The organism is Streptomyces pluripotens (assembly GCF_000802245.2).
Lineage (GTDB): Bacteria > Actinomycetota > Actinomycetes > Streptomycetales > Streptomycetaceae > Streptomyces > Streptomyces pluripotens.
On the sequence record NZ_CP021080.1, the window covers coordinates 2,191,362 to 2,205,289 of the forward strand.

A 13,928-nucleotide genomic window follows, 5' to 3' on the forward strand; every position below is an offset into this window, starting at 1 on the left:
GGGGCAAGCCTTATGCCCAGTCCCAAGACGTTCACGAAGATCGCGGATCACTTCCGGGAGCGCATCCTGTCCGGAGAGCTTGAGCCCGGCGCCAAGCTGCCGACCAACCGGGAGATCGCCGGGCAATGGCAGGCCGCGGCCGCCACCGTCTCCCGCGCCTTGCAGGCTCTCCAGGTGGAGAACTTCATCCGCACCACCCCCCGGGGCACCTACGTCGCCGATGACCCGCGCTGGACGCTGTCGGCGCGGGACCGGCTGGCCCGGGTCCAGCGGGTGAAGTCGTTCCTGGCCGAGGGTGAGACGAGCCGGGTGACGGCCGCCGAGCTGATCATCCCGCCGCTGTACGTGGCAGAGATCTTCGACCTGGAGCCCGGGGATCAGGTGGTGCGGCGCGAGTGGCTGGCAGGCCGGGGCAAGACCCGGACCGTGTTCGCCGTGACCTGGTACCCGGCCCCGTTCGCCGCCCTCGTACCCGACCTGCTGAACACCGCCCCGGGCCGCAACCACGGATTGTCCGCCCGGGTCCTGGAAGCCACCGGGCGCACGATCACCCACGCCCGCGACGACATGCACGCCCGTCCCGCCGACGCCCGCGAGGCGAGCGCGCTCGGTCTGCCAGTCGGCTCCCCGATCCTGGCCGGCGCCCACCGCTGGTCGGACGCGGAAGGGATCATCGAGTACGGGGAATGGTGCCTGCCGCCTCGATTCACCATCGGCTACGAGTACCAGCCCTGACCGATCCACGCGAAGCGTCCCCGAAAGCCAGCCTGCGGCCTTCGGGGACGCTGCCGTCCACGTACCCGCCTCAGTTGGTGTCGCGGCCTTCGAGGCGTTCGACGCGCTCCTCCAGCTCCTCGATGCGCTCCAGGGCGCGTTCCAGCTTGTAGGCGAGATCCGCCACTCCGGCCGCCGCCGGGAACTCGTTCGGCGGGGCAGTCGACGCTTCGTCCGGCTCGTCCACCGGCTGCACCGCGACCGGTACCTCTGTGCCGAACTCGCCCCCCACGACGACGTACGCCATCGAGCCGTTGCGCTGATGGACCTTCTTCATCCTGCCCTCCAGGGCGAGGAAGGTCAGGGCCTGGTCTGCGGATTCCGGGTCGCCGCCGATCGCGTCGACCACCTCGTCCACGGTGACCGTGGCGCCCCTGGCCAGTGATCCGTCTCTGATCTTGCGGACCAGGCGGCCGTGGGTGAGCTGGGTGGCGAAGCCGTGGTCGTCCCAGTCGCGTACGTAGACCTCGTCGCCGGGCAGCTCACCGAGGTAACGCAGGAGGAAGTTACCGGCCAGCAGGGCGATGGCATTGGTGACCACGTTGAGCGGCACCGCATAGTGCTCCGCCAGGACCTCGCGGGCCGGGAGCCGGGAGCCGGGAGCCAGAGTGCCGGAGTAGATCTGCTGTGTGAGATCGCCGGCGACCTTCTCGAAGGCGTCCTCGAAGTCGGCCGAGCGCGTGACGAATGTGCCACGCCCCTGGCGGGCGATGACCCAGCCCTCGTTCCTGAGCAGCCGGATCGCCTTCTGCACGGTCAGGCTCGACGCCTTGTAGGTCTGCATGAGCTGGCTCTGGGTCGGCAGGAGCTGGCCGGGCCGCAGTCCTCCGTCCCGGATCTGCTGCCGGAGGTCGTCCGCGATGCGCTCGAACGTCAAGCGCGCTTCGTCAGCAGCAGCCATGTCCATCCCCGGTCCCAGTCCGATTCCACCCACCGCGGGCCGCTCGCTGCCTGTCGCGTTTCACCAGTTCAGCGGCCTCACGGGGTCAGGGTAGCCGCCGTATGGATGGACCACCCCACGAACGGATGGAACTCAATAGGGATGGACTTTGGATGGAATGAATGTAGGGTTGCGGCACGCGATCACCCACACGGGTGACTTGCACCCCTTCTACCTGGAGGTTTGCCGTGAAGACCATGCCCATCGACCAGACTCCGGCCCTGGTGATCCTGGCCTCCGAGTCCCGGCCGCACTTCAAGGACCGCGAAGGCCAGCAGCCCGCGATCGACCGGGCCACCGGCGCCCACCTGCACCTGGTGGACGTGATGTTCGCCTTCAACGGCCGCGCCGAAGTGATCACCGCGAAGGTCCCGGAGCCGGGTCTCGGCAAGGGCCTGAAGGTCGGCCTGCCGGTCGTTTTCACCGGCCTGGTCGCCTCGGCATGGGAGAACGAGATCAACGGCAAGGACCGGCACGGCATCTCCCTGCGCGCCGACGCCGTCACCGCCAAGGCGGGCGCCTGATGACCGGCAGCCCCTTCGGGCTCGCGCTCCTGGCCGTGGTCGTCCTCGGCGGGCTCGGGCTGCTGGGCTGGGCCGGGTACTGCTTCGCCCGCTGGTACCGGGCCGATGCCGAGACCCGGGTCAGTCTGCGGCAGGCGCGGCGGATGCGTTGGGGTTGGAAGCGGCTCGCCCCGATGCTGGGCCTGGCCGTCAAGGACGCCACCCCGACCGTGCTCCAGCAGTACGGCCCGCAGGAGCAATCACCGAAGCCGCGCGCGCTGGTGCCGCGCCTGCACACCCGCGCCGATGCCTTCGGCGTCACCGTCACTGCCGATGCCCTGCCGCAGGTGGGGCTCAGCGCCTGGCAGGACGCCAGCGAGGGCTTGTGCGACGCCTGGGGCATGCGGCGCATCCGCATCAGTCAGCCCAAGCCCGGAGTGATCGTCGCGCGCGGCTTCCGGCGTGAGCCGTTGAAGGCGGTGATCCGCTCGCCGCTCCTCGGTCCGGACGGCTCCCCGGTCTGCCGGCCGGGGCAGTTCGTCTCCACCGATGATGTGCTGCTCGGCTGGGACGAGGACGGCACCCCCATCGTGCTCAACCTCGCGTACTCCGCGCACGCCCTCGTCGCCGGCGTCACCCGCTCCGGCAAGTCGATCACCGTCAACACCCTGCTCGCCTACGCCTCGCTCATGCGGGACGTGCGTCTGATCGTGATCGACCCCAACCTCGGTGCGGTCGCGCCCTGGTGGCGTACCGCCTACAAGGTCTCCGACGCCATCCACCCCGACGAGCCGACCGAGATCCTGCGCTGGGTGCGCGAGGAGATGCAGCGCCGGGAGCGGCTGTTCTGGTCCGGCCGTACCGACCGCATCACCGACTTCAGTCGCGAGCTGCCGCTTCTGTTGGTGGTGATCGACGAGGTGGCGAACTACACCCGGCACCCGGACCGCAAGGCCCGCGAACGCTTCGAGGCCGAGCTGCTGGCCATCGCCAGCCAGGGCGCCAAGTTCGGTATCCGGCTGTGGCTGCTCACTCAGAAGCCCTCCGCCGACGTGCTCACCACCGCCGTACGAACCAACCTGTCCGCCCGGATCTGCCACCGCGTCGACACCGTCGAGGACTTCCTGCACCTCTTCCCCGACGGCCGGGAACTGGACATCACCGCCGCCGACCGCACCATGCCCCAGGGCGTCTCGATCGCCTCCGTCGGCGACATGTGCACCCCCGTCCGGCTGCGCTCGGTCTACCTGCCCACCGAAGCCTGCTGGCAGATCAACGACCTGATGTGCGCCGAAGGGCTCAAGGTCCGCGAGCTGCCCGACCGCGTCGACCTGGACAAGGTCGCGTGACCGCCGCCTCCTGGTCCCGTTTCGCAGTGATCCCCGGCAAGGGCGTGTAGTCGCCAAACCCTCGCCCCTGCCGGGGCCTCCCTCCCATACCCGTTCACGGCACACGTGTGTGCCGCAGTGCAGAGAGGTCCCGCCAGCATGCCACCGCACGACCCGACCACCACAATCCCCCGCCCCGAACTCGCCACGGCCGCGCTGCCCACGTTCACCGGGTACCGGGACCTGCTCGGCCTGGTACGGCAGCTGTCCTCCCTGGGTGGCTGCTCCCAGCCGGTCCGCCTCGAAGGCCAGCGCATCGATGTCGACGCCTTCACCGGCGAGATCCTGCGCGAACTGAAGTCCAAGGAGCTGCCCGCCGGGCACCTGCTGGTCCGCTGCGGCAACCGCCGCGCCACCCGCTGCCCCTCCTGCGCCGAGCTCTACCGTCAGGACACCTACCAGCTCATCGCCGCCGGCCTGCGCGGTGGCAAGAACATCCCCGACCAGGTCGCCACCCACCCCCGCGTCTTCGCCACCCTCACCGCGCCCTCGTACGGCCCGGTCCACGGGCGACGCGTGGGCGGCTCCGCCCGCTGCCGTTGCGGACGCACTCACGCCAAGGGCGACCCGCTCCTCGGCACCGCGCTCGACCCGGAGCGCTACGACTACACCGGCGCCGTGCTGTGGAACGCCCATGCCCCGGCCCTGTGGGCCCGCTTCATGCTCCACCTGCGTCGCACCATCGCCGCCGTTGCAGGTGTCCCTCAGCGGCTGCTCTCCAAGGTCGTCCGGGTCTCGTACGCCAAGGTCGCCGAGTACCAGCAGCGCGGCTTGATCCACTTCCACGCCGTGATCCGCCTCGACGGCCCCGCTGGCCCCGCTGGCCCCTACACCCCGCCGCCCGCCTGGGCCACACCCGACCTGCTGGCCGATGCCATTCGGATCTCGGCCACCCGCGCCCGCATCGACGGGCCGGAGGTCAACGGCCGGGCCCGCGCCTTCGTCTTCGGCGAGCAGATCGACACCAGGGTCATCCGGTCCATGGCCTTCCAGGGCGGGACCACGATCACCGAGGGCAAGGTCGCCGGATACGTCGCCAAGTACGCCACCAAGGGCACCGAAGCCGCGACCGGCACCCTCGACCACCGCCTGAAGAGGATCACCGACCTCTGGTTCGAGTCCGTACCCGAGCACGCCGCCCGCATGATCCGCACCGCCTGGGCCCTCGGCGCCCGCGACGACCTCAAGCACCTGAACCTGCGCAAGTGGGCCCACATGCTCGGATTCCGCGGCCACTTCTCCACCAAGACCCGTGCCTACTCCACCACCCTCGGCGCCCTCCGGGCCGCCCGAGCCGCCTGGCAACGCCGCCACACCCCTCCGCCCTCACCGACCACCCTCGTCCTCGCCCACTGGGCCTACGACGGCGCTGGCCTCACCCCCGACCTCGAACGCCTCGCCGCCCTCATCGGCGGCGGCCCGACGCGCGAGCAGGAGGTGACAACCAGTGCGTGATGACGAACTCCTCACCGTCCCCGAGGCGATGGCCCGTCTCAAGATCGGCCGCTCCGCCCTGTACGACCTCCTACGCACCCGCCGCCTGGCCTCCCTGACCATCGGCCGCGCCCGCCGCATCCCCGCCCACGCCCTCGCTGACTACGTTCAGCACCACCTGGAAGAGGCCGCCCGATGACCGCCCCCAAGTGCAAGAAAGCCCGCGCCAACGGCGAAGGCACCATCTACCAGCGCCAGGACGGCCGCTGGGAAGCCGCCGGCTACGTCCTCGCCGCCGACAGCAGCCGCAAACGCGTCCGCGTCTACGGCAGCACCCGGAGAGAAGCCGCCGACAAACTCGCCGAGAAGATCGCCGACAGCAACCGCGGCCTCCCTGTCGCCACCGCCGACAGCACCGTCGGCGACTACCTCACCTACTGGCTCGGCAGCGTCGCCGTCCACCGGCTTCGGGAGAACACCCACACCCGCTACGCCGCCTGCGTCCGCCTCCACCTCATACCGGGCCTCGGCGCCAAGAAGGTCGCCCGCCTCACGGCCAAGGACGTCCGCACCTTCCTCGACCGGCTCCGCACCACCTGCCAGTGCTGTACCCAGGGCCTGGACACCGAACGAAAGAAGTGCTGCACGATCGGCGAGTGCTGCCAGAAACGACTGTCCCCCTTGACCGTGACCTACGTGCACTCGGTGCTCAAGTCGGCTCTGGAACACGCCGTCCGCGAGGACGAGCTGCCGCGCAACGTCGCCCGGAACGTCAAAGCCGCCACGCCCCGGCCCAGGCGCTTCCGGCCTCTGACTGCGACGGAAGCTCGTCAGTTCCTCGACGCCGCCCGCACGGACCGGCTCCACGCGCTGTACGAACTCGCGCTGCGCACCGGACTCCGCAAGGGCGAACTCCTGGGCCTCCTCTGGGAAGACCTCGACCTCACCACCGGAACGGCCAGCATCCGCCGCTCGCTCCAGCGCACCCGCACCGGCGGCCTCACGCATCTGCCCACCAAGACCCGGGCGTCTGAGCGCCGTATCGCGCTCCCGACCGAATGCCTCCACTCCCTCAAGGAGCACAAACAGCAGCAGGACACTGAGCGCGGGACCGTAGGGTCAGCCTGGCAGGACAGCGGCCTCGTCTTCACCACCCCTACCGGCCGGCCTCTCGACCCGGCCAACCTCACCCGCCGCTTCCGCAGCTTCCTCGACCGGGCCGGCCTCCGACGCGTCCGCTTCCACGACCTCCGGCACTCGACCGCCACCCTGCTCCTGGAACAGGGGGTCGACCTTGTCGTGATCAAGGAACTCCTCGGCCACGCCCACATCGGCGTCACCGCTGGCGTCTACGCCCACGTCCGACTCCGCCTCCAACGCCAAGCCATCGACGCCCTCGGCAACGCCCTCAGCCCGACGGACAACGACCCCGACGACCCGCCCTGCGCACCCGTCGTCCGCTGACGTTGCCGTCAGCGTTGCCGTCAAACGACCGGAAGCTCCACCGAACAATGCGTCGGTGGAGCTTCCAGACTTGACGGAAGGGCCCGGCAAGAGGGCCAGAATCGCGCTACTCCAGATTACCGAGAGTCCCCTGCGGACCCTCCGCCACGATCGCGCGGAAAGCCTCGACCATGGCTGCCACTCCGCCCTCGGGCACGATCACCAGATCAGAACACTGGAAGAAGACTCCACCGCCATACTCGCCGGTTTCCCCCCATCGATTCATCACCGTTTCGATCGCACCGAGAGTCATGAAACTCGCACTCCACCGGGTGCCGTCGGGGAGTCGCAACTCGGCATCAACATCCTCTACTGTTTCCGCCGAGTCATCAGCACCGAGCATGAAAAGCGCAGTGAACTCAGGTTCCCTGACGACGTGGTAGATGTCGTCTTCCACAGGTTCTACGTGATTACTGTCCATAAATCTGCTTCAGCCTCGCGATCACCTTGGACTCGTTCCCCTTGTCCGCCTTGCCGACAACTTGTATTCCGCCGTCAACATTCCGGAAGAAGAGTCGCCCACCGTTTCGCCCTCGCGCGTAGGTCACATCCGTGCCAGTCAACGCTTTACTTCCCCTACCCGGATTCATGTTTCCGCGGGAAAGCTGTTCAAACAGGTGGTCCAAGTCTCTTTGTACATCCTGGTTCTTCCCTGCTTGCTGCGCCGCTTTCGCCAGTAGCGAATCCTGACCGATAGCAGACGACATCGAAATGCATCCGCCAGAGTTATGAACCAGGACCGGCGTCTTCCCCGCCAGCACATAGTACGTGTGGAGTTGCTGGACGGTGAGGTTCCAGCGGTTGGCGGCGCCGGGGGTGACGTGCGTGGTGATGACGTAGGCGTGGTGGTTGGTGGGGGTGTTGAGGGCGTCGCCGTGGTGGAGTGCGCCGGCGGGGACCCAGGTGTGGGTGGTGTCGTCCCAGAAGGGGTGGTTGGCGGTGGTGTGGAGGGTGGCGGTGTGGCCGTCCTTGGTGCGGATGGTGAGGTCGAGGAGGTCGTGGTCGTGGTTGATCCAGACGTGCTGGACGGTGCGGGCGCCCTGGTGTTTGCCGTTCTCGGGGTCGGCTGCCTGGACCTTGTCGCCGACCTTGATCTTGCCGATGGGCTTTGCCTTGCCGCTGCCCATCACGACTTTGGTGTCGGGGGAGAAGCTGCAGTTCTTGAGCAGGCGGGCGGCATCACCGGCGACCTCGCCTTCAACACCCTCTTCGAGTCCGCGGGCACCCATGATGGCGAGGTCATCTTCGCCGCCGGAGAGAATGGTGGCGGTGATGAGGGCTCCCGCTTGAAGGCATTGCCCCCAAGTCGGATCGGTGACGCATCCGACGCCATCGGAAAGGCCAGATGCGTGGTAGATGGCCTTGGCGATGACCTTGAGGAACTTGCCCACCCCTGTGCCCTGGGGCTTGTACACGACCTTCTTGCCGTACGGCAGGTCGCTGCCAGCCTTCGCAGCGCTCTCAACAGCACCCGTATTGCTGTAGTTGTAGACGGTGTTCTCGTAGTGGTAACCCCATGTGCCGTCACCGTTCGGCGTCATCCAGTCCCGATAAACCTGGTCACCCGGGCTGCTGCAACCGCCATCACATTGCGTCACCGGATGCAGGCCGCTGGGATCACTGAAAGCGATCGGGTTGTTCCCGGAGTAGGAGTAGCCGGAAAGGCCCTGGGGGTCGTACGGCGAGGTGAGTTCGTCGGGGCTGATGAATCGGCCGAGGGTCGGGTCGTACATGCGTGCGCCGAGGATGGACAGGCCGGTGGAGTCGTCCTCCGGTTTGCCGAGGAAGCCCCGGTCGGTGGTGGAGGGCAGGTCGGTGCTGCCGCGCTGCTTGCCGAAGGGTGTGTACCTGCGGCGGGTGACCGTGCCGTCCGCGGCGATCAACAGGGAGGTGGAGGCCTGGGTGTCGCTGAGCAGCCAGGTCAGCTTGCCGTCGCTGGTGCCGTCGTCCTGGCGCATCGCGACCGTGGTACCGGCCGCGGAGTACATGCGGGTGGCCTTGACACTGCCGCCCGCGGCCTTGTGCAGTTCGTGGCCGTCGAGGTAGAGGACGTTCTCCTGCGGTGAGGTGCGCAGCAGGACGGTGCCGCCGGCGTCGTAGACGTAGGTGGAGGTTTCGTCGCCGGTGGTTTTGTGCTGGGTGATCTGGTTGACGCGGTTTTGTGGGTTCCAGTCGAGGGTGGAGGTGACGCCGCCCACCGTGCGGGAGGTCATCTGGCCGGAGGTGTTGTAGGTGAAGGTGTCGGAACCGGCCTGGGTGACCGCGTGCGGGTGGGCCTGTCCGGGTGTGTAGGTGGAGTTGTCGGTGCTGTAGCCGGGGTAGTGGTAGGTCTTGGTCGTGGTACCGCTGGCGGTGGTGTCCTTGATGGACATCAGGTTGCCGAGTGCGTCGTAGGTGTAGGTCTGGTCGTAGGGGTCGAGGCTGCTGCTCAGGTCAGGTGCTGCGGAGCCGGTGCAGTTGTCAGTGGCCTGGGTGGTCCAGGCCTGGGTCAGCCGGTCGAGGTCGTCGTACTTGTAGCACTCGCTCTGCTGGGTCACGCCGTCGGTGATGCCGGTGATCTGGCCGCCGAGGTCGCGGCTGTAGGTGTCGTCCTGGGCGGTCGTGGTGGTGCTGGCGGCGGTGACGGTGGTCTGGATGCCCGCCAGTGCGCCGGTGCCGTTGGTGTCGTTGTAGGCGTAGGCGCGGTTGACGGTGGCGTCCGAGCCGCCGCTGGTGCCGTAGGCGCGGCCGTTCAGGCGTCCGAGGTGGTCGAAGTCGATGGACGACTGGTAGGTGGCCAGGGGTGAGGAGACCTTGGACGGCCGTCCTTGGGCGGTGTAGGTGGTGGTGACCGTCTCCGCGGGCAGGCCGCCGACCGCGGGGTAGGAGACCGACGTCATGTGGTCGGCGAGGTCGTAGCCGTAACCGAAGGTGTAGCTGCCGGTGAAGCCGGAGCCGTCGTCGGGGACAGTGACCTTCTTACCGGTCGCACGGCCACGGTCGTCGTAGCCGGTGACGGACTGGGTGTAGGCCTTGCCGTTCGCGTAACTGGTGGACGAAGCGAGCCGGCCCAGACCGCCGGGAGCAGTGTCGTAGGCCGTCTGCGACAACAGCGTCGACCCCTGAGAAACCGCGGTCTGACGGCCGAGGTTGTCGTACTGGTACGTCAGCGTCGTGCCGTTGTCCGTCGCCGTACCGACGTTGCCGTTCTCGTCGTACGTGGTCGAGCTCGCGCCGGTGTCCGGGTCGTTGGTCGAGGTACGGTCACCGGCCCAGTCGTAACCGTAGGTAGTGACGTTGCCCTTGGTGTCCGTGACCTGCTTCAGCTTCCCGCTGCGCGTGTAGGCGTACGACGTCGACTGCGGTCCGTCCGGGCCGTGTTCCACGACCTGGGTGATCTGGCCGAAGACGTCGGTGAAGGTGTCGGTGCGCTCGCCGGTCGCCGGAACGGTGGTGGTGTAGTCGCCGTAGTAGTAGGTACGGGTGTGGTTGTTCGGCTGCGCGGTGCCGTTGACCAGGATCTGCGTCTCGGTCGTGCGGCCGGCCCAGTCGATGATCGGGTCGGTGTAGGACGGCAGGTCCGCCACCGCCGGGAGCACCATGCCGGAGCCGGCGGCGCTGGAGTTGTAGAAGGCCCCGGAGGCGCCGGTGACGTTGCCGGAGGTGTCGTAGCGGGTGGAGACCACGTCGCGGCCGCTGCCGTCGGGTGCCGTGGACTGGGACTCGCGGGCGCGGCCGAGGCCGTCCAGGTAGGCGTAGGAGTCCACGTACGTGGTGCCGGACTGCAGGGCCCCGGTGGTCACCCTGGTCGGTCCGGTGACCGCATCGGGTACGCCGTCGCTGTTGGTGGCGGTGGGCGTGTCGTAGGCGAACTGCATCGACGGGTTGCCGCTCGGGTAGTTCGCGATCTCCGTCGGCTCGAAGATCTGGGCGTAGCGGCCCACGGAGTCGTGGACGAGGCGGGTGGTGTGGCCGTTGGCGTCGAGGATCTTGTAGGGGGTGCCCCACAGGCGCGAGTACCAGGTGGTGGTGGACATCGCGGGGCCGGTGCCGTCGGGGTCGGGGGTGGTGACGGTGACGCCGCTGGTCGGCCAGGACGTGGCCGGCGAATAGGTCGTGGTGGTCTTGTTGCCCTTGCCGTCGTAGGCGGCGATGACGCGGCCGGCGTTGTCGTAGTCCGCCTTGGTGGAACGGTAGGTGGAGGCGCTGGTGTAGACCCGCTGCTCGGTCGGGTTGCCGTCGACCAGGGCTGCGTCGTTGTTCGCGACTGATGTGGAGCCGTCGTACAGCGTCACCGCGTACGAGTCCTGGTTGCTGGAGCTGCGCGAGGCGCAGTCGGCCGCGTAGTGGCGTACCTCGTCCTGGAAGACCATCCAGCGCTTGACGCTGGAGTTGGGGAAGGTGGAGGTGTTGTAGGCGCGGCCGTAGGTGGTGCAGCGGTTGTCATCGTAGTTGACCAGGCCCCAGTCGTTGGTGCGCAGGGGCAGTCCGTAGGTGGTACTGGTGGAGGACGTGTCGTCGTACTCGTCCTCGACGACGTGTTCGCGCCAGCCCTGGGAGGTCAGTGTGTCCGTGGTGGTCTTGCTGTTTCGGACGAAGCGGGCGTCGGGCAGGCCGTCGTACTGGGCGGTGTCGTAGTCCCAGTACTCCTTGCGGATGCGCTGGTGGGACTGGCCGTCGCCGTCGCGGTGGGACTGTTCCAGGATCTTGCCGGCCAGCCAGGCGTGGTCGGTGAAGGAGTCGCCGAAGCCGTTCTTGACCGTCACGGTGCGGGTCGCCGACGGGTCGGTCTTGGAGGTGCGGTCGGCGCTCAGGCCCCGGTAGAGCCAGTAGTAGGTGGAGGCCGCGTTGGTCTTGGTGCCGGTGAAGACCTCGACCTGCTGGTAGCCGCGCCAGTCCGACCAGCTCTCGTCGGAGTCCGCGACCAGCGGGTCGTCGGTGAAGCGCCAGCCGGCGCCGCCGTGGTACTCGTAGCGGGTCGTCATGACGGGGTCGCCGTCGTGGCTGGCGCCCGCTCCGACGCCCGGGTCGACGGAGACCTGGGTGACGAGGAACTTCTTGAACCAGCCGGTCTCTTCGGAGCCACCTTCGGGGGTCCACTTCTGCCAGAAGCAGTCCTCGGTGTTGGAGGACTCGCTGGGCAGGTTGTTGATGTCGCAGGCGTCGGGCTGGCCGTAGGTGACGGTGGTCACCGAGCCGAGGTCGCCGTAGACCTTGTTGACGCGGCGGAAGTTGAGGGTTCCGGATCCGACCTGGTTGTCCAGCCACTCGCCGTTGAAGTTGATGACCGGCAGGGTCAGGTCGGGACCGTCGCCGTAGCCCTTGCGCTGGACGTAGTCGAGCCAGAGGGTCTTGCCGACCGAGCCGGACGGGTCCGGGAGGCCGTACTTCATCTGGTACTGCATCGCCGGCGCCCAGGCGTCGGTGTCGCTGTTGCGCACGTACGTCTTGATGTCCCACAGCATGTCGGTGCTGAAGAACGTCGGGTAGTACGTCTTGCCCGCGCAGTAGTTGTCCGCCGAGGTGCCGTCGCACATCAGGTCGGTCGGCACGTCGGGGTAGGAGTCGGGGTTGCTGGAGATGCCCGGGCAGGCCGCCGGCTCGTTGGCCAGCGGATCGCTCTCGCTCATCCGCTCCACGCACCGGCCCACGTGCTTCAGCACGACCTCGGCGGGCAGCTGGGCGCCGGAGATCTGGGGGGCCCAGCCGTACTCGATGCGGGTCAGGTAGCTGGCGGCGTCGTAGGCCCGGGCCTGGTCGGTGTTGATCACCGAGCGGTAGTGGTTGACGAACTTGTCGTAGAAGTAGGCGTTCTCGACCTCGTTGGCGTCGACCACGCGGTCCAGGTTCCAGCGCCAGGCCTGGGTGCAGGGCTCGGGGAACTGCGAGTGGCACGGCTCACCGGAGTCGTTGCCCGCCACCGGCATGGTGAGCACGGAGTCGGTCGCCTCTCCGGTGCGCTCACTGCGGCCCCAGCCGAAGTAGTAGCGCATGCCGTTCTGGGGGGAGATCACCCAGTACTCGTCGTCGGCGCCGTGGCCACCCGACAGGTGTTGCACGCGCCAGCCTGGATCGTCCTTGATGTGGTAGGAACCGGTGCCGTTGTTGTCCTGGATCAGCTCCGAGTCGACGCCGTTGAGGCTGATGACGTACACGGCGCCGTCCGGCTCCAGGCTGTGGTTGGGCGAGGCCCAGCACATGTCGCCGACCGTGGGAATGCCGTCCTGCGCGCAGTTCTTGTACTTCCGCTCGATGTATCCGACCTGCAGGTCCCAGCCCATCCCGGCCCAGGACGCCTGGTTGTTGGTCGCCGACGTCCGACCGTCGACCGACTGCGAGTTGTAGGACAGGGACAGGGACGGCGTCGCGCCGTACGGCGCCTTCGGCAGCGTGATCGGCAGGTTGTACGTGAACGCCCCGGATCCGATCGACACGTCCCAGGAGCCGGAGGGGCCGAGCTTGGTGGCGCGGTAGTCACCGCCGTCCGACGACGACCCGGTCGTCAGCGTCGTCACCGTGCCCGTGGTGGCGGTCGCGGTCGTACCGCTGCGCATCAGCTGGGTGCGGAAGCCGCTCGGGGCCGTCGCGTCGGGATCGGCGTCGGCGTAGACCGTCGCGGTCAGTTTGCCGTGCTTCACGTCATTGTGGACAGGGAGGTAGCGGCGGATATCCGGGGAACACCCCTGTTTCTTGGGGGTGGTCAGGGCGCAGGCCGGCATCTGCACCAGGCGCAGCCGGGAGGCGAAGTCGCCGCCATAGGCGTTCTCGAAGGCCGAGTAATCGAGGGTGACCTGGACCGGGCCGGGAGTGGCCTGCCGGTCGCCGCGGGTCAGGCGCAGGCCCATGCCGAGGCCGCCGGCTCCGGCCACCTTTCTGCGATCCAGGACCTCGACGTCCACCTGCTTCGGAGCACTGCCCGACCCGGCGATCCGGTAGTCCTTGCCGGACTTCAGGGCCGCCTTGGCACCTTTTCTGCGGACTTCGAAGTCGGTCTGCGGCGGTGTGCCCGCGGCCGCCATCTGGGTGGCCGTGGGCGTCTGCACCGAGACCACAGCGGACTTGGCCGCCTTGCTGCCACCACCGGCGTCGACTACGGCACCCGACGGAGCCACGGCCAGTGCGTGGCCCGGCTTGGACGTGCCCAGGTCGACGGCCGCCTCGGCGGGTTCGGGCCACTTCGTGTGCGGGGGTTTGGTCATCGTGGGCTCGGCCCGCTGGGCCGGCACCGCACCGCCCTTGCGCGCCGCAACGCTGACGGTTGTGTCCTTCGGCCTGGCCACCGCGACGGACGCCGCGAACGTCGGCACGGACACGAGTCCGGACAGCAACGCGCCCGAGACCAGTACGACGAAGCCACGTCTGACCGACCCGGCCATGGCCCCCCACCCCCCTGGCCGGCCACACACC

At 68.3% G+C, this 13,928-nt stretch carries 9 protein-coding genes; 6 read left to right on the plus strand and 3 right to left on the minus strand.

Annotation, left to right across the window (positions count from 1 at the left end; translation table 11 throughout):
* Positions 1-12: 12 nt before the first annotated feature.
* Positions 13-735, plus strand: a complete 723-nt coding sequence (locus LK06_RS09745) for a GntR family transcriptional regulator (RefSeq protein ID WP_043432614.1) — start codon at positions 13-15, stop codon at positions 733-735.
* Positions 736-805: 70 nt separating this feature from the next.
* On the opposite strand, the gene LK06_RS09750 is transcribed toward LK06_RS09745, so the two are convergent.
* On the minus strand, positions 806-1,675 hold the full coding sequence (locus LK06_RS09750; RefSeq protein ID WP_234367385.1) for a GntR family transcriptional regulator: 870 nt from the start codon (positions 1,673-1,675) through the stop codon (positions 806-808).
* Positions 1,676-1,911: 236 nt separating this feature from the next.
* Between LK06_RS09750 and LK06_RS09755 the strand changes: the two genes are divergently transcribed.
* The 5 genes from LK06_RS09755 (at position 1,912) to LK06_RS09775 (ending at position 6,503) form a co-directional block, all read left to right on the plus strand.
* Positions 1,912-2,238, plus strand: coding sequence for an SCO3933 family regulatory protein (locus LK06_RS09755; protein ID WP_234367591.1), 327 nt, complete (start codon positions 1,912-1,914; stop codon positions 2,236-2,238).
* Entirely contained in the window at positions 2,238-3,566 is a 1,329-nt protein-coding gene (locus tag LK06_RS09760; RefSeq protein ID WP_052318856.1) for an FtsK/SpoIIIE domain-containing protein, read from the plus strand. The genes LK06_RS09755 and LK06_RS09760 overlap by 1 nt, the downstream gene beginning before the upstream one ends.
* A gap of 138 nt (positions 3,567-3,704) precedes the next feature.
* Positions 3,705-5,060 carry a replication initiator gene (locus LK06_RS09765; RefSeq protein ID WP_043432608.1) on the plus strand — a complete coding sequence of 452 codons (1,356 nt, stop codon included), beginning with the start codon at positions 3,705-3,707 and terminating at the stop codon, positions 5,058-5,060.
* Positions 5,053-5,238, plus strand: coding sequence for a helix-turn-helix domain-containing protein (locus tag LK06_RS09770; protein WP_043432604.1), 186 nt, complete (start codon positions 5,053-5,055; stop codon positions 5,236-5,238). Before LK06_RS09765 ends, LK06_RS09770 begins: the two co-directional genes overlap by 8 nt.
* Positions 5,235-6,503 (plus strand): tyrosine-type recombinase/integrase, encoded by a 1,269-nt coding sequence (locus LK06_RS09775; protein WP_043432601.1) that lies wholly within the window; start codon positions 5,235-5,237, stop codon positions 6,501-6,503. The genes LK06_RS09770 and LK06_RS09775 overlap by 4 nt, the downstream gene beginning before the upstream one ends.
* A gap of 106 nt (positions 6,504-6,609) precedes the next feature.
* Here the strand turns inward: LK06_RS09775 and LK06_RS09780 are convergent, their stop codons facing one another.
* Both LK06_RS09780 and LK06_RS09785 read right to left on the minus strand, forming a co-directional pair.
* On the minus strand, positions 6,610-6,939 hold the full coding sequence (locus LK06_RS09780) for a hypothetical protein (RefSeq protein WP_052318855.1): 330 nt from the start codon (positions 6,937-6,939) through the stop codon (positions 6,610-6,612).
* Between the two features lie 13 nt (positions 6,940-6,952).
* Positions 6,953-13,897 carry an RHS repeat-associated core domain-containing protein gene (locus LK06_RS09785; protein ID WP_086083254.1) on the minus strand — a complete coding sequence of 2,315 codons (6,945 nt, stop codon included), beginning with the start codon at positions 13,895-13,897 and terminating at the stop codon, positions 6,953-6,955.
* Between the last annotated feature and the right edge of the window lie 31 nt (positions 13,898-13,928).